The sequence below is a fragment of the Olleya sp. KJ81-1 genome (assembly GCF_055808135.1).
Genome location: NZ_CM147854.1, coordinates 1,200,901 through 1,223,948 on the forward strand (window position 1 = coordinate 1,200,901; position 23,048 = coordinate 1,223,948).

27 protein-coding genes and 1 other RNA gene are annotated in these 23,048 nt (G+C 29.8%); 7 read left to right on the forward strand and 21 right to left on the reverse strand.

What is annotated here, in order from left to right; genetic code table 11:
• Positions 1-214: 214 nt before the first annotated feature.
• Entirely contained in the window at positions 215-1,015 is an 801-nt protein-coding gene (locus AC0L3M_RS05655; RefSeq protein ID WP_473432153.1) for an SDR family oxidoreductase, read from the reverse strand.
• A gap of 149 nt (positions 1,016-1,164) precedes the next feature.
• An RNA gene (gene ffs / locus AC0L3M_RS05660) (signal recognition particle sRNA small type) lies at positions 1,165-1,263 on the reverse strand.
• A gap of 88 nt (positions 1,264-1,351) precedes the next feature.
• On the opposite strand from ffs, the gene AC0L3M_RS05665 reads away from it, so the two are divergent.
• From AC0L3M_RS05665 to AC0L3M_RS05685, 5 genes are all read left to right on the forward strand, one after another.
• Positions 1,352-2,389 (forward strand): glutaminyl-peptide cyclotransferase, encoded by a 1,038-nt coding sequence (locus AC0L3M_RS05665; protein ID WP_473432154.1) that lies wholly within the window; start codon positions 1,352-1,354, stop codon positions 2,387-2,389.
• A gap of 109 nt (positions 2,390-2,498) precedes the next feature.
• Positions 2,499-3,251 carry a hypothetical protein gene (locus tag AC0L3M_RS05670; protein WP_473432155.1) on the forward strand — a complete coding sequence of 251 codons (753 nt, stop codon included), beginning with the start codon at positions 2,499-2,501 and terminating at the stop codon, positions 3,249-3,251.
• A gap of 27 nt (positions 3,252-3,278) precedes the next feature.
• Positions 3,279-3,662, forward strand: coding sequence for an acyl-CoA thioesterase (locus tag AC0L3M_RS05675; RefSeq protein WP_473432156.1), 384 nt, complete (start codon positions 3,279-3,281; stop codon positions 3,660-3,662).
• Between the two features lie 71 nt (positions 3,663-3,733).
• A complete protein-coding gene (locus tag AC0L3M_RS05680; RefSeq protein WP_473432157.1) occupies positions 3,734-5,287 on the forward strand; it encodes a hypothetical protein in 1,554 nt (517 codons plus the stop codon).
• 97 nt (positions 5,288-5,384) lie between these two features.
• Positions 5,385-5,585, forward strand: coding sequence for a YgaP family membrane protein (locus AC0L3M_RS05685; RefSeq protein WP_473432158.1), 201 nt, complete (start codon positions 5,385-5,387; stop codon positions 5,583-5,585).
• A gap of 85 nt (positions 5,586-5,670) precedes the next feature.
• Here the strand turns inward: AC0L3M_RS05685 and glyA are convergent, their stop codons facing one another.
• Positions 5,671-6,945 carry a serine hydroxymethyltransferase gene (gene glyA / locus AC0L3M_RS05690; protein ID WP_473432159.1) on the reverse strand — a complete coding sequence of 425 codons (1,275 nt, stop codon included), beginning with the start codon at positions 6,943-6,945 and terminating at the stop codon, positions 5,671-5,673.
• Between the two features lie 144 nt (positions 6,946-7,089).
• Between glyA and fahA the strand changes: the two genes are divergently transcribed.
• Together fahA and AC0L3M_RS05700 are read left to right on the forward strand one after the other, a co-directional pair.
• Positions 7,090-8,382 (forward strand): fumarylacetoacetase, encoded by a 1,293-nt coding sequence (fahA, locus tag AC0L3M_RS05695; RefSeq protein ID WP_292944575.1) that lies wholly within the window; start codon positions 7,090-7,092, stop codon positions 8,380-8,382.
• Between the two features lie 118 nt (positions 8,383-8,500).
• Complete coding sequence (locus tag AC0L3M_RS05700) at positions 8,501-9,682, forward strand: hypothetical protein (protein ID WP_473432160.1); 1,182 nt, start codon at positions 8,501-8,503, stop codon at positions 9,680-9,682.
• Positions 9,683-9,946: 264 nt separating this feature from the next.
• On the opposite strand, the gene AC0L3M_RS05705 is transcribed toward AC0L3M_RS05700, so the two are convergent.
• The 18 genes from AC0L3M_RS05705 to AC0L3M_RS05790 all read right to left on the reverse strand — a co-directional run bounded on the left by AC0L3M_RS05705 (position 9,947) and on the right by AC0L3M_RS05790 (position 22,970).
• Positions 9,947-10,549: a short chain dehydrogenase gene (locus AC0L3M_RS05705; RefSeq protein WP_473432161.1), complete on the reverse strand. Its 603-nt coding sequence runs from the start codon at positions 10,547-10,549 to the stop codon at positions 9,947-9,949.
• Between the two features lie 10 nt (positions 10,550-10,559).
• The gene (locus AC0L3M_RS05710) at positions 10,560-10,829 is read right to left on the reverse strand and encodes a CBU_0592 family membrane protein (protein WP_473432162.1); all 270 of its coding nucleotides are present in this window, start codon (positions 10,827-10,829) and stop codon (positions 10,560-10,562) included.
• A 43-nt stretch (positions 10,830-10,872) separates the two neighbouring features.
• Positions 10,873-11,175, reverse strand: coding sequence for an ArsR/SmtB family transcription factor (locus AC0L3M_RS05715; protein WP_292944564.1), 303 nt, complete (start codon positions 11,173-11,175; stop codon positions 10,873-10,875).
• A gap of 345 nt (positions 11,176-11,520) precedes the next feature.
• Positions 11,521-12,087 (reverse strand): hypothetical protein, encoded by a 567-nt coding sequence (locus tag AC0L3M_RS05720; protein ID WP_473432163.1) that lies wholly within the window; start codon positions 12,085-12,087, stop codon positions 11,521-11,523.
• A 47-nt stretch (positions 12,088-12,134) separates the two neighbouring features.
• Complete coding sequence (locus AC0L3M_RS05725) at positions 12,135-12,374, reverse strand: hypothetical protein (protein WP_473432164.1); 240 nt, start codon at positions 12,372-12,374, stop codon at positions 12,135-12,137.
• Positions 12,375-12,708: 334 nt separating this feature from the next.
• A complete protein-coding gene (locus AC0L3M_RS05730) occupies positions 12,709-13,197 on the reverse strand; it encodes a hypothetical protein (RefSeq protein ID WP_473432165.1) in 489 nt (162 codons plus the stop codon).
• A 31-nt stretch (positions 13,198-13,228) separates the two neighbouring features.
• On the reverse strand, positions 13,229-13,414 hold the full coding sequence (locus AC0L3M_RS05735; protein ID WP_473432166.1) for a hypothetical protein: 186 nt from the start codon (positions 13,412-13,414) through the stop codon (positions 13,229-13,231).
• Positions 13,415-13,655: 241 nt separating this feature from the next.
• The gene (locus AC0L3M_RS05740) at positions 13,656-13,925 is read right to left on the reverse strand and encodes a hypothetical protein (protein WP_473432167.1); all 270 of its coding nucleotides are present in this window, start codon (positions 13,923-13,925) and stop codon (positions 13,656-13,658) included.
• A 38-nt stretch (positions 13,926-13,963) separates the two neighbouring features.
• A complete protein-coding gene (locus tag AC0L3M_RS05745) occupies positions 13,964-14,335 on the reverse strand; it encodes a hypothetical protein (RefSeq protein WP_473432168.1) in 372 nt (123 codons plus the stop codon).
• A gap of 100 nt (positions 14,336-14,435) precedes the next feature.
• On the reverse strand, positions 14,436-14,744 hold the full coding sequence (locus AC0L3M_RS05750) for an iron chaperone (RefSeq protein ID WP_473432169.1): 309 nt from the start codon (positions 14,742-14,744) through the stop codon (positions 14,436-14,438).
• Positions 14,745-14,855: 111 nt separating this feature from the next.
• Entirely contained in the window at positions 14,856-15,467 is a 612-nt protein-coding gene (locus AC0L3M_RS05755; RefSeq protein WP_473432170.1) for an outer membrane beta-barrel protein, read from the reverse strand.
• Between the two features lie 56 nt (positions 15,468-15,523).
• Positions 15,524-17,281 (reverse strand): FAD/NAD(P)-binding protein, encoded by a 1,758-nt coding sequence (locus AC0L3M_RS05760; protein ID WP_473432171.1) that lies wholly within the window; start codon positions 17,279-17,281, stop codon positions 15,524-15,526.
• 265 nt (positions 17,282-17,546) lie between these two features.
• Positions 17,547-19,202: a serine hydrolase domain-containing protein gene (locus AC0L3M_RS05765; RefSeq protein ID WP_473432172.1), complete on the reverse strand. Its 1,656-nt coding sequence runs from the start codon at positions 19,200-19,202 to the stop codon at positions 17,547-17,549.
• Between the two features lie 169 nt (positions 19,203-19,371).
• The gene (locus tag AC0L3M_RS05770) at positions 19,372-19,929 is read right to left on the reverse strand and encodes a hypothetical protein (protein WP_473432173.1); all 558 of its coding nucleotides are present in this window, start codon (positions 19,927-19,929) and stop codon (positions 19,372-19,374) included.
• A 148-nt stretch (positions 19,930-20,077) separates the two neighbouring features.
• Complete coding sequence (locus tag AC0L3M_RS05775) at positions 20,078-20,578, reverse strand: phosphoribosylaminoimidazolesuccinocarboxamide synthase (protein ID WP_473432174.1); 501 nt, start codon at positions 20,576-20,578, stop codon at positions 20,078-20,080.
• 180 nt (positions 20,579-20,758) lie between these two features.
• Positions 20,759-21,547, reverse strand: a complete 789-nt coding sequence (locus tag AC0L3M_RS05780) for a hypothetical protein (protein ID WP_473432175.1) — start codon at positions 21,545-21,547, stop codon at positions 20,759-20,761.
• 162 nt (positions 21,548-21,709) lie between these two features.
• On the reverse strand, positions 21,710-22,003 hold the full coding sequence (locus AC0L3M_RS05785; protein WP_473432176.1) for a hypothetical protein: 294 nt from the start codon (positions 22,001-22,003) through the stop codon (positions 21,710-21,712).
• 424 nt (positions 22,004-22,427) lie between these two features.
• On the reverse strand, positions 22,428-22,970 hold the full coding sequence (locus AC0L3M_RS05790; RefSeq protein ID WP_473432177.1) for a TPM domain-containing protein: 543 nt from the start codon (positions 22,968-22,970) through the stop codon (positions 22,428-22,430).
• Positions 22,971-23,048 lie beyond the last annotated feature (78 nt).

The following is a 23,048-nucleotide window of genomic DNA, read 5'->3' on the forward strand; positions in this document are numbered from 1 at the left end:
ATCTTTTTTTGCCATTTATGGCAGCAAAAAAAGGATGCCACTTCCATCCTTAACGCAATGCAAAGTTACAATTTAACTTTTGCAAGTAAAATAATGATATCAAATGATATTAACATTTTACTCAAAGTCAAATGTTTTTACGAAGTTAAAAATAATTCCAACCGATTAAATTAATTTAGGAACTTGAAATTTCGAATTTGTTATTTGGGATTTCCTATAATTTATAATGATTCAATAATAGTTTCTCGTACATTTTATCAGGTAATAAAAACTTTAAAACAATAGAAAATTTTTGCATTGGCGCGCCAACCTTATAATGTATTTTCGGATTTTTAGTATTAATAACCAAATGCACTTTTTTAGCCACAGCAATTGGACTACTGCTATTATCTACATGATCGTCAATATCTTTAAGTACGTCTGGATATTTGGTGTAAGGCGAGTCTTTTAAAACTGGTGCATGATAACGTCCGGCAGCAATATTTGTAGCAAAATCACCAGGAGCTATATTAGTAAATTTAACTCCAAAATCCTTAGTTTCCATGCGTAACGCTTCTGTTACAAGCTCTAAAGCTCCTTTACTAGCACTATAAATACCACGATATGGCAATCCCATATATCCAGCAATGGATGTAATGTTTATAACCAAACCAGACTGTTGCACTCGCATTTGAGGCAACACCGCTTTAATAACATTTATAGGTCCAAAAAAGTTAGTATTAAAGTTATGTTGGATTTGCTCTTGCGGAATTTCTTCAATCGCACCATTTATACCAACACCTGCATTATTAACCAACACATCCAACTTACCTTCTGCGTCTATTACTGTTTTTACAGCAGCTGCAATAGTAACCGTATCATTAACATCTAAAGCTACCAACTTAAATTTACTGTTGGCGTAATTAGACGGATTACGACTGGTACCATAAACAATGCACCCTTTTTCGGTTAAAAACTCACCAATAGATTTTCCTATTCCAGAAGAACCTCCTGTAATTAATACAACTTTAGACATGATTTGTAAATAATAAATTAAGAACTGTAAAATTAATAATGCTTCTGAGAAAACATCGTAAAAGCAAAAAAGATTTGCTAGAATTAACTAACAAATCTTTATTTTATGTTTTTAAATCTCTTTTTAAAAAAGGATTTAGAGTAATCAAAAAAAGGCAAGCTACCTACATCACACCGCTACGACCATCTACCTTTGCTTCGTTCCCGACCTGGAGGATTCAACAGGAGCTGGTTGTGTAGGACTTGCCAGGTGCAAAGATACACACATTTTATTTTCTTGCAATCATTTTTTATAATGAATTTTAATAAATAACTTGCTCTCAAATAAGTTTACAAAATGAAAGCATTTAAATACCTTACAATCATATTTTTAGCAATCACATTATTTTCTTGTGGTGACGACGTAGAAGCGCAAAAAAAGAGCTTTTCGGTAACAACCAACGCTCAAAATGGTACAATTAGCATTGACAAAACGCTAGAAGTGTCTTTAAAAAATCCTAAAAACATACCAATAACCTCTGCAAGTTATCAATTAGATGGCAAACCAATTGAGGCTAAACAACCGCTTTCTGACTTTAAATTAGGAGAACATAATTTAAAAGCTACCATTAATTTTGATGGCGAAACTGCCGAAATCAATCAAACTATTGCATTGTTAAGTGATGTGGCTCCAAAATTTTTAACGATAGAAATTATAAATACGTTTCCGCATGATAACACTTCTTTTACTCAAGGTTTAGAGTTTAATAATGGTGTGCTTTATGAAAGTACTGGACAACGTGGCGAATCTAAAATTAGAAAAATAGATTATAAAACTGGTAACGTCATTACCCAAGTTGCCATTCCTGATGCTTTTTTTGGAGAAGGTATAACTGTACTTAATAATACCGTTTACCATTTAACTTGGCAAGGTCAAAAAGGATTTACTTATGATGCCACTACCCTTGAAAAGAAAAGCAGCTTTAATTACGGAAAAAGTAAAGAAGGTTGGGGATTTGCTAACGACGGAACTAACCTGTATAAAAGTGATGGGACTAGTTTAATTTGGAGCCTAAATCCTGATACGCTAATTGAAGAAGACCACATACAAGTGTGCACTACAAAAGGAAAAATTGGAAGATTAAACGAAATTGAATTCGCAAATAACAAATTATACGCTAACATCTGGGAGAAAAACGGAATTGCAATTATCAATCCTAAAAATGGTGCTGTAGAGGCTGTAATTGACTGTACTATTTTAACCAAACAAATTCCTAATTTTTCTATTAACGAAAACTGTTTAAACGGTATTGCATATAATCCAGAAACAAAAACGTTTTTCTTAACTGGAAAACGTTGGGACAAATTATTTGAGGTTAAAATCTTGGACAATTAACGTCGTCTTATAAAAGTTAAAAGATTATAAATTAGGTGTTAAAGTCTCTTAATTAAATTTTTCATGTCATTGATAAATCTAAATTTGAGACTAATCAACCAACCAACTATTGAAAAATTTTACGCTTTTATTAGTCTTTTTGACAAGCTATTTTGCATCCGCACAAACGGTAAATGGTATTGTTTACGACTCCATTTCTACCATAGAAAATATTAAAATAACTAACTTAACTTCCAAAAAAATGACAGCTTCCGATGCTAACGGAACATTTTCAATAGCAGGAAACATTGGAGACACGCTTCATGTTAGTTCTTTATTTTATAATGAGCAAAAGTTAGTTTTAAAAGGGCATCATTTCCACGAAAGTGTAGTTATTGAGCTTAAACAGGTTTTTAATAACCTAGACGAGGTTAAACTTATTGAACCTTATAAAGAGATTTTAGCGGATATTAATGTTGTTGAAATTGAGCTTAAAAACCAGATTTTGGCAGACATAAAAAATAATCCTCATTTGTACTCTAAACAACCTACAACTGGTGGAATTGATATTATACAAGTTATTGGACTGATTGCTAAATTGTTTGAAAATAAGGACAAATATGTCGAGCCACCTTTTATTGAGATGACTTACGAAGATTTAGAAACAGTGTTTGAAAATTCTAGAGTATTTAACAGACGCTTTTTAACTCAAGATTTAGAAATTGAAGAGGAATACATTCCTATGTTTTTTGAATTTGTTATTAAAAACAGGCTTGATAGCGAGCTTTTAAAAAAAGATAAAGAAGTAGATTTGATAGAGCTTTTTGTGCAAAAAGGAAAGACCTTTAATAAAATTATTGCTGACTTTAAAAACCAACAATAAGTGGTATTTTAGTACTTAATTAAAAATATGAAAACCTATAATAAAAATTTAATAGTTACTCTTGATGATTTAGATGCGCTAAATCACGTTAATAATGTGCGCTATATTGAATGGGTAAATCACATTGCAAAAACACATTGGCAAAAAGAAGCACCAACTAAAATGCAAAATGATTTTTATTGGGTATTACTGTCACACCATATTGACTATAAACATCAAATTGTTTTGGGTGATACAGTAACACTTAAAACCTACATTAAATCTTGCCAAGGTGTTAAATCTGTTCGTGTTGTAGAGGTTTTGGTTGATGATAAAATTTGTGCGTATTCCGAAACCAAATGGTGTTTAATACATGCGGAGACTAATAAACCTGCAAGAATCACAAACGACATAATTTCTATTTTTCAATAATTTTAAAGTCATATACTATTTACCCCTCAAAAAAGTTATATTTTAGTCAACCAAAGTTACAATTACATTTTATGAAGCGTACGCTATATTTTATTTGCTGTCTTGGATTTATATTATTTTGCAGTTCATGTCGTAAGGATTTTGAATTTCAGGCTAGTACTGGAAGTTTAGGTTTTTCTAAGGACACCATTTATTTAGACACTATTTTTGCAAATATTGGATCAAGTACGTACAACTTAAAGGTATACAACACTAGTGATGACGATATATCTATACCTAATGTATCTTTACAAAACGGAGAAAACTCTGGATATCGTTTAAATGTAGATGGTCAAGCTGGAAAAAGTTTTCAAGACGTGCAAATCCTAGCAAAAGACAGTCTTTTTATATTTATCGAAACGACTTTTAATACAAACAACTCACCTATTATTGATAATCAGTTTGTATATACAGATAAAATATTGTTTGATTCTGGAGATAATCTTCAAGATGTAGATTTAGTAACTTTAGTTAAAGACGCTATTTTTATTTATCCTGATAAGGACAATACAACTGGCATAATTGAAACCTTGACTTTAACTATTGATGGTGAATCTGTTGCAACAGATATACAAGGTCGCGAGTTACTACCTGAAGAATTAACTTTTACTAATCAAAAACCATACGTTATTTATGGCTATGCAGCTGTACCAAATGGAGAAACACTAACCATAGATGCTGGTGCACGCGTTCATTTTCATGCAAACTCAGGTTTATTAGTATCCGAAGGTGCTACTTTAAATGTTAATGGTACTTTAAGTAGTGACCCAGAAGTATTAGAAAACGAAGTCATTTTTGAAGGTGACCGTTTAGAGCCAATATACAGTGATGTACCTGGACAATGGGGAACTATTTGGTTATTTGAAGGCAGTCAAAATAATACTATTAATCATGCTACAATTAAAAATGCAACCGTAGGTGTGTTATCCGATGGTAATGCAGATGCTGTAACCGATAAATTAACCATTACAAACTCTCAGATATTTAACATAAGTACGTTTGGTATATTAGGACGAAACACGTCGATTAAAGCAGATAATATTGTTTTAAATAATGCTGGACAAGCTAGTTTTGGTGCCACTTTAGGTGGAAAATACAATGTCACCCACTCCACTATTGCTAATTATTGGAACAGTAGTTTTAGACAATTTCCAGCTTTATTAATTAATAATTTTGTTATCGATGAAGAAAACACTGCGTTTATTTCGGATTTAACCGAAGCTAATTTTAGTAATTGTATTATTTACGGAAATGATAATCCTGAGTTATTAATTGATCAAATTGAAGACGCATCTGTAGTTTTTAACTTTAAGTTTACTAATTGTTTACTACGTTTTCAAGATTCTAGTAATTTCTTTTCTAGTCCTAATTATGATTTTGATGATGCCACACATTATGAAAACATGATTTTTAACCAAGATCCTGATTTTAGAGATGTTTTTGAAAACGATATGATTATTGGTGAAAACTCAGCTGCTAATGGTCAAGGTAACACCGCATTTGCTGCACAAGTCCCAAATGATATTTTAGGCGTTAACAGAACCACTAGTCCGGACTTAGGTGCATTTCAACATATCACTTTTTAGATTGAGCGAAAGAATAAAATAGGACTAGCTTTTTCAATTAGTTTTGAACTAAATAACAACCCTCAATTATTTAGTCATGATAAAATTAAAAAGAAATATGAACAATTTTGATAGATTAGTCCGTTTTATTGTGGTTTTACTGCTTATAGCAATATTATATGTTGGAGAATTTAATGGTCTGATAGCTTTTATAATTATAATCGTTTCCGCCATGTTTTTATTTGCTAGTGTTACAGCTTTTTGCCCATTTTACAAATCGACTAACATTTCTACTTCTGACTCTGAAGACTATCTATAACGTCCTCATTAATATGTGATTTTATATAAAAAAAGCCAGCTTTTTAGCTGGCTTTTTTTCCGCGAAAGCGAAATCATCTATTTAATTAAGCTACAAATAATGGTAATTCACTCATCATTGCATTAACTTTAATTGCAACTTCATCTAATAACTCTTCGTTTTCATGATTCATGATTACTTGATCAATAAGCTCTACAATAGCTTCCATTTCGTTTTCTTTTAAACCTCTTGTTGTAATTGCTGCAGTACCAATTCTAATTCCTGAGGTTACAAATGGTGATTTATCATCAAAAGGCACCATGTTTTTATTAACTGTAATGTCAGCTTTTACTAAAGCTTTTTCAGCATCTTTACCTGTAATGTTTTTGTTACGTAGGTCAATTAACATCATGTGGTTGTCTGTACCACCAGATATAATTTTGTAGTCACGCTTAACAAAAGCATCTGCCATTGCTGATGCATTTTTTTTAACCTGTAGCATATAATGCATAAATGGCTCTGTTAATGCTTCTCCAAAAGCAATTGCTTTTGCTGCAATTATATGCTCCAATGGACCACCTTGATTACCAGGAAATACACCAGAATCTAAAAGTGATGACATCATTTTTAAATTTCCGTTTTTAAGTTTTAATCCAAATGGGTTTTCAAAATCTTTACCCATTAAAATCATACCTCCTCTTGGTCCACGTAACGTTTTATGTGTTGTAGTTGTTACAATATGACAATGTGGTAACGGATCGTTTAAAATACCTTTTGCAATTAATCCTGCTGGATGCGATATATCTGCTAATAACAAAGCACCAACGCTATCTGCTATTGCTCTAAAACGTTTAAAATCTATATCTCTAGAATATGCAGATGCTCCTGCGATAATTAATTGTGGCTTTTCACGCGTTGCTATCTCTTGAATCGTGTCATAGTTTAAAACACCTGTAGCCTCTTCTACTCCGTAAAAAACTGGGTTGTAAAGTTTACCTGAAAAGTTAACTGGAGAGCCATGTGTTAAATGTCCACCATGAGATAAATCAAAACCTAAGATTTTATCACCAGGTTTTAATACTGCATGATAAACTGCTGTATTTGCTTGACTTCCAGAGTGTGGTTGCACGTTTGCATATGCTGCACCAAACAATGTTTTTGCTCTGTCAATTGCGATTTGTTCTACCTCGTCAACCACTTCGCAACCACCATAATAGCGCTTACCAGGATACCCTTCGGCATATTTGTTAGTTAGCACAGATCCAGCTGCTTCCATAACTTGGTCACTGACAAAGTTTTCGGATGCAATCAATTCTATACCATCTAGTTGGCGTTCTTTTTCTGCTTGAATTAGTTCAAAAATTTGTTCGTCGCGTTGCATAATTGTATGTTTTTAAATTTCCGCTTTAAGCGAAAATAGTTTTATCGTTAAATATTTATCAAAAATAAGAAATACTGCTTGTAAATAATTGAAAAAACATATATTTACTTAGAATTTATAAACAACAAATCAACAATTATATATATGCCATTATCCGCAAATAATCCAGACAGAAAATCATGGTTACACGTCGATAAAAACTCTGACTTTCCTATTCAAAATATTCCTTTTGGTGTTTTCTTAACTAGAGACGACATTATTACCATTGGAACACGAATTGGAGACACAGCAATTGATTTAGGCGCTTTACACCAATTAGGTTATTTTGAAGGCATCCCATTAACAGATGATATTTTTCTTCAAGACACCTTAAACGATTTTATTGCTGATGGACGCAAAACGTGGCGTTTGGTTAGAAATAGAATTGCTGAAATATTTGATGCTGACAATGACTCGCTTAAAAATAATGTAAAACATAAAGAAGTTGTTTTATTTAGATTAGACGAAATTGAAATGCAGTTACCAGTGCAAATTGGTGATTACACAGATTTTTATTCTAGTATAGAACATGCTACTAATGTTGGGACCATGTTTAGAGATCCTGACAATGCCTTATTACCAAACTGGTTACACATACCTGTTGGTTACCATGGTAGAAGCAGCTCCATCATCCCATCTGGAATACCAGTGCACAGACCACAAGGTCAAACCTTACCTGCTGGAGCAACTGAGCCAGTATTTGGACCAAGTAAATTAGTAGATTTTGAGTTAGAAATGGCTTTTATTACTACTGATGCGAATGATTTAGGAGAACCAATTCCGGTTAATGAAGCTGAAGAATATATTTTTGGTTTAGTATTATTTAATGATTGGTCTGCACGTGACATCCAAAAATGGGAATATGTGCCATTAGGACCATTTTTAGCTAAAAACTTTGCGTCATCAATATCTCCTTGGATTGTTACTTTAGACGCGTTACAGCCATTTAAAGCTGACAGCCCAAAACCACTTAAAAAGCTTTTACCTTACTTACAACAAAACGGTAAAAAGAGTTACGATATTAATTTAGAAGTTGCTATACAACCTGAAAAGGCTAAAGAAACTGTGGTTAGTAAATCTAACTTTAAGCATATGTATTGGAGTATGTCGCAACAATTGGCGCATCATACTGTAAATGGATGTCCAGTTAACTCTGGAGATATGATGGGAAGTGGTACTATATCAGGACCAACACCAGATACTTATGGATCGATGTTAGAATTATCGTGGAGAGGTGAAAAACCTGTAAAACTTAATGATGGTACAGAGCGTAAATTTATTAATGATAATGATACCGTTATTATGAGAGGTTACTGCGAAAAAGATGGTACTAGAATTGGATTTGGAGAAGTTAAAACAAAATTATTACCAGTGTTTGAGCCTAAAAAGGCAAAATAACAACTTATTAAATATCAAATAGTTAACCCTTAAATTTAAAAATTTAAGGGTTTCTTTTTTGGGTTTGGCACGTAAATTGAATTTCTATATATATAGAAACCAATTAAATCCAAAAAAGATGAGAAAATTTACACTTATTTCAGTAGTTCTTCTAGTACTTACATCTTGTGTTGGAAGAAAACAAATCGAGAAACAATTACATTCTGGTGATTACGATTTAGCCATTAGTAATGCTTTAAAAAAGTTAGAAAACAACAAAGATAAAAAGCGTAAGCAAAGCTACGTAATGATGCTTCAAGATGCCTATTACAAAGTGGTTGACGAAGATCATACTAATTTAAACCATTTAACTAAAGATGGAAATCCAGAGTTGTATGAAACGATATATAACACCTATTTAGATTTAGATAGTCGTCAAAATGCAATCAAACGTGTTTTACCTTTACAAATTAGTGGACAAAATTTAGAACTTAATTTTAATGATTATAGTGATGAAATAATTAACTATAAAACTAAAGTATCTGAGTATAAATACGGACAAGCTAAGCAATTAATGACGACAGATAATAAGTTTTACAATCGTGATGCTTATGAGTTGTTACAGTCCATTGAAGCGATTAATCCTAACTACAAAAATGTTAGAGATTTATTAAGTGAGGCACATTTAAATGGGACAGATTTTGTTTTAGTTACTGTACAAAACCAGACACGTCAGATACTACCACAACGTTTGGAAGCCGATTTATTAAATTTTGATACTTATGGCCTTAATCAGTTTTGGACAGCATATCATGCTAATCAAGATCATACCATTGATTACGATTATGCAATGGAGCTACAATTACAACGTATAAATATCTCTCCAGAGCATATTACAGAAAGACAATTATTACGTCAAAAAGATATTATTGATGGTTGGGAGTATATTTTAGACAGTAACGGAAATGTTGTAAAAGACAGTTTAGGTAATGATGTTAAACAAGATAAAATTATAAATATTAAAGCTAGATTTTTTGAAGTTAATCAACTTAAATCTACGCAAGTTATTGCTAAGGTTGTTTATACAGATTTAAAGCAAAATCAAATAATAGATAATTTTTTAATAGATAGTGAGTTTGTTTTTGAAAACACTTTTGGAACTGTAAAAGGTGATCGCAGAGCTTTAAATACTGAAGATTTACAATTATTAAAAAACCAACTTATACACTTTCCTAGTAATGAACAAATGGTTTATGACACTGGAGAAGACTTAAAATACAAATTAAAAGATATTATAACAAGATATAGTTTTAGAGGTTAAACTTATGTGCTATACCAAAACAAAACTCCCAAATAACTTTGGGAGTTTTTTATTATTGCTACTACTTGATTTTTAATATTAACAGGAAGGTTGTACAACAGTTTATCGACCCTTGCCTTTCTTTTATTATGTTGAATAACTGTCCTGATTTTTAATATTTACTAATAACTTTAAAATCTTGTCCAAATGAGACGTTATTAATTAAAAGTATAAGTGTAATTATTAGTTTATTCATTTAAAAAATGGGAATTAACTTGATTTATGTTAGTTGTAAATTCTAATTATTTCGCCATTTCCCTTTCCATTTACACTTCTAACATAGCCATTTATAACTTTATTCATAGGGATTAGATTATGGCCAGGAAAATAGTCTTTGTATTTTTTATAAGCATCTTCTACCATTCCTGAAGACACCACATTTACTCTAATTCCGTTTTCAATTTCTAGAGCCACAGCTTGTACAAAACTATGAATACCACCATTTACCATAGCAGCACTTGTTGTCTTAACAACAGGATCGTCTGCTAAAATACCAGTGGATAAGGTTATTGATCCTTTTGGGTTTAAATACTGTTGTCCAATACGCACCAGATTAACTTGTCCCATTAATTTACTTTTTAATCCAATATAATAATCGTCTTCAGTAAGATTATTAAAATCGTCCCATTTTGCCTCTCCTGCAATACAAATAATGGCATCTAATTTTCCAATTTGTTCAAACATAGCTTTTATTGACTTGCTGTCTACAATATCCACAGTTACATCGCTATTGCTTCGTCCAGCGATTATTATTTGGTTGTTTTCTTTAAAATGCGCAACAACAGTTTTTCCTATTGTTCCGTTTCCTCCTATTATTAAAATTTTCATAGTTTGTTTTTTAAGTTAAACATTGATTTTTATTGCAATTATCGTTGTTACTTCTTGACTTGTAAATGGACAAAGTAGCAATCACACTCCAAAGTAAATTGGTCACAAATGGAGGTATTGCATTATAGAAATAACAGTTTATGGCTATAAAAAGGCCTCCAACCAAATTTAAATACTTACCATAATCTAACCATTTTTTATTTTTTAATAAGGTTAATGCGTATGCCAAGATTATAAATCCTGAACCTGTCCAACCTAAAATATCAATTAGTAATTTCATAGTTTGTTATATTGCGAAATATAGATATGACAGCTTAATTTTTTTAAATTAAAAATTCCGTGAACTGTTTAATGGTCTTTTCGTTTCGTTTTAAATAGGACCATTTTCCATGTCTTGTAGCTATTAAAAGACCACATTTTTCCATATTTGTTAAATACGTTGAAATAGTAGATTGAGATAATTTTGTTTTTTCTTGAATATAGGTAACACAAACACCATCATTAAAATGCTTTAATGTTTCGTGTGGCGGAAAATGTTTTTCTGGCTCTTTTAGCCATTCTAATATTTGAAATCGGATTTGATTAGATAAGCATTTACCAATTTCTGTTGCTATTTTCAAATTCATAATGCTAACATATCGAAAATTCTAGATATATAAAAATGAAAACGTAATTATTTAAAAAATGTTTAATTTACTATCCCTTAAATCAATGATATATTTGAAGTGGCATTTGAACACTTTAAACATCTGGCTGACTATATAAATTGCCTATAAAATCCTTTGGGATACTTAGTAATGCTTTAGTAATAGTAACTATTAATATGGCTTTTTAGCCTTGTCAGTAATTAAACTCCTATTAGGTTAATTTGTGCAAGAAAACTAAAAATTAGCTACAACATACATAGCCATCATTAAGTATAAACTAAAAGTCTTACTGAAAGCTAAGCTTAATCCCTAATTAGCAGAAAGCTAAACAAGGTGTTTTGAGTTATTATTTTTAATTAGGTAACTGTTAATTACTATTTGAGTAATTAAAGCGCCACAAAAAATCCCGAGATATCCAAATAGTTTCATATGAGTCAAATTTTTCAAAACAGTTCCAAAATATAAACCAGCTAAAATACCTAAGATCAAAATGACTAAATATTTTAGTAATTTAATTCTTCCTAATTTTACTAATTCATTATTCTTTTTTTCAAAAGATTCATTACTAATAATATACTGTTTTAAATTGTCTATATATGTTTCAAAAATAGATAAAAAAGCTATTGGTGTAATAACTCCAAAACCATAGGTTTTAACTGTATGATGGATAACAATTTTATGATTATCAGCACTTTTGACTCTAATATTAGATTCCCAATTTAGAACATTTAGTTTCCAGCCATCAAAAATTGACCCTTTTTTCTCAAAAACAAGATCGGTTTCATCCTTTATAATTTTAAGATTATTTTTTTCAAAATAGTGAATAAGCTTGTCCTTTGTTACTGCGTTATAATTTATTTGAAATTCAAAACTATTATGATATTCTTTCATAAGATCAGATAATTAGACTCTTTTACTATAATTTATTAAGGATAAATTTAAACATTAATTTTATACGCAGTTGTCGTTCGATTTTTTATCCAATTCTTAAATTCTAAATTAACCTTTACTTCTTGAATTCCGTGAGTTTTATTTTCAAAAGTAAAAGTAGGATGATAGTCAATTTTGTATTTTTTTAATATTTCGTCGATTTTTAATTTCTCAAATTTTGCTTTAGTTTCTTGTTTTTTAAACGCTTTAAGTTTAGAGTACGCCATTCCTAAAAAAGTAAAACCCATTACAATAATTCCAAGTTTTACTGACCATATAAACACGCTATGTATTGTCCATTTTTAAAAATTATACCCTCCAATTATTAATAAAAACCCACTAATACTAGTCCAAAATATAGTGAGATGAATTGAGTTTTTATTATTACTTAATATTACCAACTCTAGGTTTGTCCTTTCTAATTTTTCTAGAAATTTTTCATCAAATTTAATTTTGGAGCAAGTATTTATAAAGTTAGGCTTTTTTTGAGTCAAAATACAAGTCAGACCGTTTTCAAAACTTGTCCTTTCGTTTTGACATAAAGCACAATCATTGTATATACATAGTTTAGACATTAGTTTTTTAATTTATTTCCATTGGTTTAACTTCCATAACTTTAATCCACTCTGTCACTTCTAAAGGTTTCCAATGCTTATTGGTGTAAATTTTATAAATATAATCGTACAAGGCTTTAGTTAAAAAGATTAGTCGACCATCATTTGCGCCAGAAGCTAAATAAACCCTTTCGTTAATGCCTTGTTTTTCTGCTTCTTGGTTTATTATTTGAGCAAATCTCATCACTGATTCTCCCCAACCATAATTTTTAAAGTTTTTAAAAATTACATATTTAGTTCCGTTTATTGTTATCCTATGATTTAACCATTTATTTTTATCATCCCATTCTTCAATATGGTCCGTTATATTTATTGTCAACCCAATTTTATTAAAAGTTGGTTTAACTTGTTCTAATAGTTCTGTAAATCCACCAAGTTCAAAGACGGTTTCGCCATCACACCAATAATATCTATAATCAAGAGGAACACCAGTTTGATCATCCCAAATGGAAACCAACTCGTTTGTTGGATCATAATTTTTAATTAGTTCATTTTTTAAACTGTCTATATTTTTTTTCAGTGTATTTATAATAACCCAACTCCTCAATTTTTGTCACAAATTGAGTTGCTGATACCTCCTGATTTGATTTTAGTTTTGCTTTGGTTTTTACATTATAGGCACCAAAAAGACCCAATCCTATTAACAGTCCAATTATAATTCCTAATTTATTCATTCAGTTAAATATTTGCTACCCTGTTAATATACTGGTTGTTGTTTGACATGTATTATAAAATTTTACAAGAAAATTGGATAAAAGTTACGACATAGTAAGTTAGCACTAATTTGTGGATGATTTAATAGCATATTTATACACTAAAACTAACAAATAAATTACAGATAGAATATTTGTGAAGATTTAAATAAGTACTCTTAAACTAAAAAATTAATTTTACACGAAATGGATCATGATTTTTTTATTCAACTTTCCTATACACATCTGTTCCGCAGTCAATACAAAATCCTTTACCCTTTGTTAAAGTTAATAGTCCATTTTGTTTGACTTGTATTGAATACAGTTTATTACATTCAAATTCAATATAATAATTTCCCCAACCTTGTCTGATAAGCTCAAATTTACCATTTGAAACTAATTTACCATTATTGAAAATTTTTAGTGTTTTATCTTTTTGAAATAGTATCTGTTCATCCTTACTTCCTTTAAAGGGTTGTAAGAGATTTGTCATAGTTTCCCATTGCCATTTTCCAATTATTTGACTTATGTTTAATTGTGGTTTTGATAATTAATCCCTCTTATTCTATCTATTGCGTACATTGAATAAAAGGACTCTTTATTCTGTTTAGCAAACGTTAAGTATTTTTCTATTAAAATTGAATCTTTTGTTTTTAATTCGTTGTTTTTTAAATAAGATACATACTCTGAAAAGTTTTTCTTCCTTAAAGCGTCTAACGAAAAATCTTCTGAAATTAATTTCTCGAATTGTATCGTTGGTAAATTTCCTAAAGAATCAATTTGTGATTTTAAAATAGATATTTCATCATTTAATTTTAAGTTTTCATCCCTTAATTTAGCTTCATTTTTATTACAGGATTGTAAAGTAAAAATAACCATTAAAAGTAAAATTATTATTCTCATAGACCTCTATTTCTCGTGCTTTTAGTATGCACTATTGTGGATTATTTATTTACCTAAAAGTTCTTCTTTTCTAAAAATTACCATTCGTTTAATTAAGTCTTTAGGTAAAGGCTTGTTTAACGGAAACGACTGTCCCCTTACCTACTTCTAAATCTTTTAACTGGTCTGAAAAGTGGTCTACTGTTGCTTGATAAGGATAAAAACTTATGTGTTTAGCATAAGCAACTATCATGATTTGTTGCTGTGGTTTTACTTTTGGAATAATGGTAAAAGAAGGCACTTTATAGTTAGTGATTTCCACTGTTTCTGGAACAGCTTCTTTTATTAAACTTCTTAGATCGCGCAAAATTAATTGTGCTTCTAATACTTGACTATCAATATAGTCATCTATAGTTTTAAAGGTTGGCATTGGTCCTTTTTTTCCATTTATTTTAAATTTTTAGTTTTTAATTTGTTTATTAAATTTCAAAATTCTGTCAATTAGCTTGTGTAATTGTCACACAGAGTTAATTAGTGATTTTTAGATTTTAAAAACAGCACCAACATTAAAACTCATATAAAAATTCTTTCCACCTCTTTGTTCAGTAGTGTCGGTAAGTCCAATCAGATTAAAATTTTCAACGACCATTAAAAAATTGGGTAATATTTGAAATTTATATCCAATACCTCCATTAATTCCAAATTGAGTTGATTTAGCCAAGTCATTTATACTAATAAAACCATTTCCATCATTATAATTTGCTTCTGCTTCAGTTAAAAATCCAACACTAATTCCATAATTTATGTACCAGTTTTGTTTTGCTCCAAAGTGATAATTAATAGTTAATGGAACAGTAATGTACTTTGTCCTTTCGGAATATTTGTCAGAAAAAATTAAAAAGTCAGCATTGTTAGTTCCCATTTTTTGATAAAGCAAACCTGAGCGTAAACTCCAATTGTTGTTAAAATAATAATTTCCGTAAACTCCTAATTGAATACCAGAAACAGATGATGAGCCAAAAAGGAAAGAATAAAATTGGTAAGAATCACTATATCCTATAATTGGAGTAACTTCTATATCTCCTTTTTCTGTCGTTTGTCCATAACTAAATAAACTACTAATTAAAAAGCCAAAGCAGATTACATATTTCATATCATATTTTTATTTTTTTGATCTATAATTTTAATCGTCAATGTGGATCAAATATTTTAAGCTGGATGATCTGTTTTTAATCTTTCTACTAAACCGTCTGCCCAATCTTTAATTCTGGGTCCAAAGCATTCTAAAATAGCATCAACACCAACAACGCTTCCTTTTGCAAGCCTACCTAAAACTGCTAGATTAAGTGTTTGTTTTTTATTTTTAGAGACTACTAATCCATTTTGTTTTGTGTCTACGCCAAGTTTACTATGTATGGCTTGTATTAAATTATCATTTAATAAATTGGTTACAATTGGCGAAATTACTTTTTCGATTTTTGGACTGTCTAAAACAGCGTTAATCATGGTGTCTACTGTAATTTCTTGGTTATGTTTTTGCAATTGCCAGCCATTATCTGTTAAATTAATTTCAGGATCGTTGACAAAATTTAAATCTAATGTACCTTGATAAGTTAAGGCTAATATCTGTTGTAAACTTTCAATAGGTGGTCCAAAAGCGTAACGTTTTATACGCTCATCAAGCGCGATAACTTTGCTTATTATATCCTCTTGTAAAGCTGAGTGAGACATCATTGCGTATAATGTTGGTTGGCAATGACGCCAAACTTGACCTAAGCAATAATCTAAACTTATTGGCTGTTTTGCAGTAGCCATATCTACATAAGCTTGAATAATAACCTCTGGCGCATTATCGTGAGATAGTAATAACTCGTGTTTAAAATTTTCGTCTTTTAGATAGGCTTCTGTTATTGTTTTTAATGCTGAAACAGAAAAATTATGTTGGTAAGCCTGATTTCCTAATTTTAAGTATTGATTGGCAACTATAGTCGCAATAGCTTTAATTAAAAAAGTGTTGCCATTATTATAATTTTCATCCTCTTTAATTTGTAATAATTCTGACTTAAAACTTAAAATTTCAGCATCACTTGGTGTAAATAACGCATCAATTTTGGAGTTTAAAGGTTTACAAGCCATAGGTAAACCATCCAATGAAAAAGGTATAAGTTTTAAGGTGCTTTTTCCTGGATGATAATTCATTTTGTTTGTGTTGGTATCAATAACTTCAAAAAAACCACCATTTGCTTTGGTTATAGCCCTAATAACATCTATGGTTGCTAGTCCAAAACCTCTAAATCCAACTGTATGAGCTTTGTTTTTATAATCTATAGATAGTAAGTGTTTTATAGGATACGCTTTTAAATACAAATTAACTGTGTTATTATTTTGAGCATAATTTATCCAATCTTTTAATTGTTTGGATGTTTTGGTTTCCTGATGTCCAATAGTCAATACGACCTCGTCTGCATTATAATTGTTACCATTGTCAACAGTAATTGTAAAGGATTGATTGTTACTTTTTACTGCTGTAACTTCAGAATTAAAAACGGTCAGTACATCAAGTTTTTGTAACGTTTGAGCAATACTAGTGTAGCGCGCTTTTAAATACTTACCAACATCAGAACGTTTAGGAAACACTTCATGTTTATTATTATAAATAGCATCTTGGCTTTTACCTGTCCAATCATGGTAAGACATAAAGCCTTCAATTTTAGTGTTTTTAATTTGTATTACAGGTCTTTTAGCGATAGTTAAAGCACGTTCCGAAATATTTAACCAGTTAGTATCTGGTTGATCTAAATTATATATAGAACCACAACCTAGTTGAGCAGATTTTTCAAAAACTAAAATTTTTGGAAGTGTTTTTAATTTAGTATTTGATAATGCAATCATTATATTTTCCAATGCTGAAAGACCTCTTGGTCCACATCCAATGATAGCAATTGCTGTAGTTTTTGGTGTACTCATTTATAATTTTAAAATTGAAAAGGCACTAATGAATTGTAAGATACTTAAAGAATAATTTTATTCATAATACAATTGCTATTTAATTATAACAGACTCCTTCAGACTTATTTTTAAAATTGAAATATTAACCTAAATCGCACTTTTATGGTATTATTTCTTGTTTTGTTTTTTTTATAACTTAGAAAAAAACAGATAAATATCCACGAGGAATTTGTTGACTAGTATATATAGTTACAAAAAGTATAAATGATGTTAACCACAGTCTTTATAGCTTTTCAAATTGGATTCCCATTAATGTAAAACTGATAATTTCGTTTTTCTCATTTCTTTCAAATGCTATTGGGCTAATAGATATTTCTAATAGGTTTTTAGAAATTGATGTCAATTCTGTTTTGTATGCTCCATTTTTATAATATAAATATAACGACCCATTATCTAAACTAATTTTTTTTGCTAATTGAAAGTCTGCATTATAGTATTCTCCTTCAAATTGACTTAATTCTTTTTCAGAATGTGCATAAGGCTTAAATTGGTTAAATACCCAAGGCTTATCATTATTAAATTCATTATAAGTAAAATAGGTATTTCCCTTTTCTAAATTAAACTTAACAAGCGCTTTACTGTTACCCATTAAAAATATAAATTCATTATTTCCGATAGGTTTTAGCTCTGCAATTTTATCTCCATCTAATGTATATGCAATAAGTTTATCGTTTTTTACTTGAATTGAATTTGCTTTCTTATCGTCATCATTATAGTAATATAAGTAGTGTCCTTCATATTGCTTTAATTGGTCATTTGAAAGTGTTATAAAATTATATGTTTCGTCTAAAGTTTCGTTTTTAGGATTTGGAGTTACATATAAGTCTACAAAATCAAAAAAAGTATCTCTAAATTCGTCTTCAAATTTATTTTGAGTAGTAAAAAAGGCGATTTCTAAGGTTGGAAAATAAAGATATTTAGAAACAAAGCCACCAGCACTCATTCCATCAAATCCGACAGCTTCATGTCCATTATAGGTTTCAAACTCTACACCTAAACCAAAATTTATTTTTTTACCATTATTTAATGTGGCTTTTGTGTGCATTTTTTTCCATAATTCTGGCGAACCAATTGTAGCGTTTCTTAAATTAAGGTGCCATTTGTGCATATCATCAGGGTTTGTCAAAATCTGTCCATCTCCAACAAATTTTACAGCATGAAAATGTGTTTTATAATACTGACCATCATCTTCTATATACCCAATTGCTCTATTTTTTATGGACTTATAAATATTGTCCTTAATAGTTGTATTAGACATATTAAGTGGATTGAAAATGTTTTTTTGTAGATAATTGCTATACGTTTCGCCAGAAGCTTTTTCTATAATAGATGCTAGTAGTATATAATTGGCATTGGAATAATAAAAATGCTCTCCAGGTTTAAAACGAAGGTCACTAACTTTAGTAATAATGTTAATCATTTGATGTTGATCAATATAGTCGTTAAACCACAAATCAATAACACCAAAATAAGGATCAACTTCTTTAATTCCACTAGTTTGATTTAGCAGTTGTTCTATAGTAGGATTTCCTTTTTTATAACGCGGAAGTTTATCTATGTACTTATATGCTGGCTCTTTTATATTTAATTTACCTTCTTCCTCAAGTAATAAAATAGCTGCTGCTGTAAATTGCTTAGAAATAGAAGCAATATCAAAAACCGTTTTGCTGGAAATAGGGATATTGTAATCTAAATTTGTTGTTCCATATTGTTTTTGAAACAAAATTTGGTCATTTTTAAAGACTGCAATCGAAAATCCAGGTTCATTTGCTTCTACTTTATATAATTTATCAATTTTGGTTTCTAAATTTTGAGCGCATACTATGTTTGGAATTATGCAAAAAACTATTAAAATTACTAAATATTTACTTTGATTCATTTGTGATTGTTTCTATTAAAGATAGATGTTTTATCAAAATGTTACAGTCTCTATTTTATTGCAACTCATGTAATTGTTTAGTTAGGTCGCATATTTTGAGTTAGTTACTTATCAAATAATTACAGAATAAAAAATACGTGCCTTTTGTTGTTGGTGTTACCAAACGTTTTTATTCAATCAGTCCAAACAATGTATTTTCATCGACGTCAAGAATTTTTAAAATTCCTTTTTCTTTTGAATAGTAAAGCGTTTTAGGATAATTTCTAAGAATATATATATTTGAATAATCAACACCTTCTACACTTGTAGTGTCAATAAATTCATTTTGGAAATAGTAAAAATCATCTCCAAAACAATCATAAAGATAAGCTGTAAATTCAAAGTCATTATCTCTATCACTTTTTACAGTAATCTCTCCTTTATAGCAATTTGAATTATCAATAAACGAAATTCTTCCAACTTCTATAAAATCGTCTGAAGAAGAGCCAAATATAAATGATGATTCGTTAGGACCATCAGCAATATATTCTATAGTTTTTGAGTTAACAGAAAAAGAAATAATTTCATTAGTTTCTATGTTTTTCAATTGAAAAATTTCGCCTATTTCATAAGTTAGTAATGCTTTACCTTCTTGACTTAAATCATAATATTGATCTTCAACTTTGCAAGAGGTGACTAACAAAAGGATAATTACTATTTTAAGATTATAAATAAATTTGTTAGTCATTTTGATGTTTTTTTCTTCTATTGGGTAACGTATTGATGTACGACTTAGATACGTGTTTCCAAACTAAAGTTAACCAATAAATCACAGATAAAACATCCGTGAGTGTTTTTGTTGGTAAGATAAAACTGGCAGTAGATTATATATAGTGCTACCCAACGTTATTTTTTATCAGTCCAGCATTTTTCATAATCCCAATTGCTTTTTCTGTTTCATTTATTCCATCAGTTAATGATCCTGGAAGCATAATAAGGCGACTTTTTATTTTTCCGTCATTCTGCTCAAAATTCACTTTAAAATAACTTCTAGTCAAAAACTTTTTAGCAGACTTAAATTCCACGTTTTTTATTTTATCCCGCTCAATAATTGGTATTGCACTTAAATTTATACTTTTAGTCATACTGTACACTAGATAAGCTCCAATTCCGAAATACATAGCTAATTCAATCCAATCTTTTTTTATTAATTTGGTGTAAGCCATATAGAACAAGATAACAGCCATAATACCATACATTCCTAATATACGATAGATACTTTTTCCAATTGTCAACTCGGCCACATTTCCAATAATTCCATCACGAGTCAGAATAATTTTATCCTCAGTAATGTGACAAAATCCAGTTTTAGTTTTAAATGTTTGTTCAGTTTTCACTATTGTATGCTAATGTGTTTGTGTATGAGTTGTTGCGTTGGTTTATCATTAATTTAGCAAATAAAAGCCCAATAGAAGACCCACGAGGATTTTTGTAGTTAGACTAGAACCAGCAATTCATTATATACGATTTTGTATATCGTTATTTTTGATATTCGATTTTTCTTTCCCATACCAAACCTAACTCTCCATTGGTATAGCTTTTTTTGTTATCCAATGTCCTTGCTTGTCATAATGGTATTCCCAATTATTCCACTGTTTTTGATTACCATCTTTGTCGTACCAATGTTGTGTTAAGATATTGTTTTGCTTATCATAAGTAGAAATAAATTTTGTATAATCACCATTGGCTTTAAAAAATTCGGAAATCACTTCATTTCCATTTGAATCATAAATGTATGTTTGAGTTTCGTTACCTCCATATGAATCGTAATGTATTTTTTGTATCATTTCATTATTAGAATTATATTCAAATTCAGTTGTAGAAACTTTATCCGATTTAGGGACGCCTCCAATTTTTGATATTACATTTCCGTTTTTATCATATTCGTTTTTTTGGATATAAAATAATTTATTTTTGCTGTTATAATTTTTTAATTCTACTTCATTTCCGTTATCGTCAATTGTAATAATATAATATTGTTTCAAGTTTCCTTTTAAATCACAAATTGTTTTTTTTATTTGTTTTTCACTTTCGTCTTTTTGAATTTTGGTAACCCTATAAATATTCCCTTTGCCATCGTATTGACCGTATTCAATTATCTTTTCATTGTCATCATACACTTCATACTTTACAAAATGGTCGTCTTTAAATGCAGAATCTCGTGGCATTTCTGAAAATCTATTTGTACTGTATTTTGCATGAATAATTTTCCTTATTTTTAAACTATCTTCCGCACCTTGAGCCCAAATAATAGAAGTTGAGCAAATTAATGCTAAAGTCAATAAAAATATGTTTTTCGTTTTCATTTTTTAATGTTGTATCGCGTTGTTGTGTGTGCTTTTTTCGTGGTTTAAGCGTCTAATTTAGCAAATAAAAACCAAATAGAAAATCTGCGAGGACATTTAAAAGTAGGCTAAAACTAGCCATTAATTATAAGCTTTGTTGTCCAATGTTTTTTATTCTCAATCTTAAATTCCGCTCAAAATAAATCCGACTATTATAAAAATCAGCGTTGTATATATAAACGGTTTTTTAGTCTTATAAATATCCGAAATTAAATTCCAACAATACAAATAAATAAAAATTGGTATCATAAAACCTAAATACGGAAAGTCTTTTTCAATAGTCAATTCAATTCCAGCAAAAAACCAAAATAATCTCAATAAGAACAATAATGTTCCAAATAAAATCCAAATTGGATTAATTTGTGCCATTCTCAACCTTTTGGTTTTTTTTCTATCAGTTGCAAAAGGTTTACTCATCCATAAATATGTTGTAAAACAAAACGAAAACCCAACCGATGCAAATCCGATTAAAGTGAGATAATTAAATGATAATTCGTAATTAATAATGTTCAGCCAATTCATAGCCTCAATATTATCTCCGATATTACACAATTTTAAACTTATTCGTAAAAGTGAATTGAAAATAATACAATATCCAATTCCAATAACGATTCCGCTATAAAATCGGAACTTCCCAATTTCCATTATCGTTAAGTCAGATTTTAATTTTTTCAATTCAGCAGAATGTTTGTTTTAATAGTTTTACAACGGTTACTTATAAGAATAGTAAGGTTTTGTGTGCGAGGATTGTCCGAAGGAAAATCAGATGTAACAAAATTGCATGGACTCTCGATTACGCACCTAATTTAGAATTATTTTTACACAATGCTGCCAACAGCACTTATTTCCACTTTTCAATTAATTCTAACACACCTTTTTTAATTCCGCTATAAAATTCTCCGTTTTTAAATTCAGGTATTATTTTTTCTTCAATTACTTTTTTGCAAATTTTGTCAGTTAAAATCAGTTTGGTTCCAGTTCCAGTTGCAATTCCGATTTGTCGACAAGGATTACACATAACGATTGTCAGTCCGTTATTTTTTCCTTCATCTCCAACGCCCCAATAATTACTTAAATCAGTCGCATATTTTTGAATATCATTATAGGGCAAAATACTGTCAATTGTTACAATAACTATTTGTCTTGTTGTTTCGATATTGTAGTTATAAATGATATCAGATAGTTCCTTTCTTTGTAAAGGATTAAAAATACTGTCATAATCGTTTATTATTAGACCTTCAAGCTTTGTTTTTTGGAATTTTTCAATTGTTGAGAAATCAAATTCAGTGGTTGGTATTTGAGTATCCGATTCTTGAGCAGTTCCTTTACAGGAAAGCATATTAAAAGTCAGAAAAAGGATTAATATTTTAGATCCGATTTTCATTTTTCGTATTGTTGGCAACGTGTTTGTATATTGAAAGTTGCGTGGTTTAGGCTCTAAATTTAGCAAATAAAAACCGAA

What these genes read in the sequence shown, in the direction of transcription:
- AC0L3M_RS05785 (WP_473432176.1), bottom strand. Translation starts at nt 22,003, where the DNA reads ATGAGTAAACCTTTTGCAACTGATAGAAAAAAAACCAAAAGGTTGAGA.
- AC0L3M_RS05680 (WP_473432157.1), top strand. Translation starts at nt 3,734, where the DNA reads ATGAAGCGTACGCTATATTTTATTTGCTGTCTTGGATTTATATTATTT.
- AC0L3M_RS05755 (WP_473432170.1), bottom strand. Translation starts at nt 15,467, where the DNA reads ATGAAATATGTAATCTGCTTTGGCTTTTTAATTAGTAGTTTATTTAGT.
- AC0L3M_RS05700 (WP_473432160.1), top strand. Translation starts at nt 8,501, where the DNA reads ATGAGAAAATTTACACTTATTTCAGTAGTTCTTCTAGTACTTACATCT.
- AC0L3M_RS05725 (WP_473432164.1), bottom strand. Translation starts at nt 12,374, where the DNA reads ATGGGTTTTACTTTTTTAGGAATGGCGTACTCTAAACTTAAAGCGTTT.
- AC0L3M_RS05685 (WP_473432158.1), top strand. Translation starts at nt 5,385, where the DNA reads ATGAACAATTTTGATAGATTAGTCCGTTTTATTGTGGTTTTACTGCTT.
- AC0L3M_RS05740 (WP_473432167.1), bottom strand. Translation starts at nt 13,925, where the DNA reads ATGACAAATCTCTTACAACCCTTTAAAGGAAGTAAGGATGAACAGATA.
- AC0L3M_RS05770 (WP_473432173.1), bottom strand. Translation starts at nt 19,929, where the DNA reads ATGACTAACAAATTTATTTATAATCTTAAAATAGTAATTATCCTTTTG.
- AC0L3M_RS05765 (WP_473432172.1), bottom strand. Translation starts at nt 19,202, where the DNA reads ATGAATCAAAGTAAATATTTAGTAATTTTAATAGTTTTTTGCATAATT.
- AC0L3M_RS05715 (WP_292944564.1), bottom strand. Translation starts at nt 11,175, where the DNA reads ATGAATTTGAAAATAGCAACAGAAATTGGTAAATGCTTATCTAATCAA.
- AC0L3M_RS05675 (WP_473432156.1), top strand. Translation starts at nt 3,279, where the DNA reads ATGAAAACCTATAATAAAAATTTAATAGTTACTCTTGATGATTTAGAT.
- AC0L3M_RS05750 (WP_473432169.1), bottom strand. Translation starts at nt 14,744, where the DNA reads ATGCCAACCTTTAAAACTATAGATGACTATATTGATAGTCAAGTATTA.
- AC0L3M_RS05665 (WP_473432154.1), top strand. Translation starts at nt 1,352, where the DNA reads ATGAAAGCATTTAAATACCTTACAATCATATTTTTAGCAATCACATTA.
- AC0L3M_RS05710 (WP_473432162.1), bottom strand. Translation starts at nt 10,829, where the DNA reads ATGAAATTACTAATTGATATTTTAGGTTGGACAGGTTCAGGATTTATA.
- fahA (WP_292944575.1), top strand. Translation starts at nt 7,090, where the DNA reads ATGCCATTATCCGCAAATAATCCAGACAGAAAATCATGGTTACACGTC.
- AC0L3M_RS05705 (WP_473432161.1), bottom strand. Translation starts at nt 10,549, where the DNA reads ATGAAAATTTTAATAATAGGAGGAAACGGAACAATAGGAAAAACTGTT.
- AC0L3M_RS05735 (WP_473432166.1), bottom strand. Translation starts at nt 13,414, where the DNA reads ATGAATAAATTAGGAATTATAATTGGACTGTTAATAGGATTGGGTCTT.
- glyA (WP_473432159.1), bottom strand. Translation starts at nt 6,945, where the DNA reads ATGCAACGCGACGAACAAATTTTTGAACTAATTCAAGCAGAAAAAGAA.
- AC0L3M_RS05780 (WP_473432175.1), bottom strand. Translation starts at nt 21,547, where the DNA reads ATGAAAACGAAAAACATATTTTTATTGACTTTAGCATTAATTTGCTCA.
- AC0L3M_RS05760 (WP_473432171.1), bottom strand. Translation starts at nt 17,281, where the DNA reads ATGAGTACACCAAAAACTACAGCAATTGCTATCATTGGATGTGGACCA.
- AC0L3M_RS05720 (WP_473432163.1), bottom strand. Translation starts at nt 12,087, where the DNA reads ATGAAAGAATATCATAATAGTTTTGAATTTCAAATAAATTATAACGCA.
- AC0L3M_RS05655 (WP_473432153.1), bottom strand. Translation starts at nt 1,015, where the DNA reads ATGTCTAAAGTTGTATTAATTACAGGAGGTTCTTCTGGAATAGGAAAA.
- AC0L3M_RS05745 (WP_473432168.1), bottom strand. Translation starts at nt 14,335, where the DNA reads ATGAGAATAATAATTTTACTTTTAATGGTTATTTTTACTTTACAATCC.
- AC0L3M_RS05790 (WP_473432177.1), bottom strand. Translation starts at nt 22,970, where the DNA reads ATGAAAATCGGATCTAAAATATTAATCCTTTTTCTGACTTTTAATATG.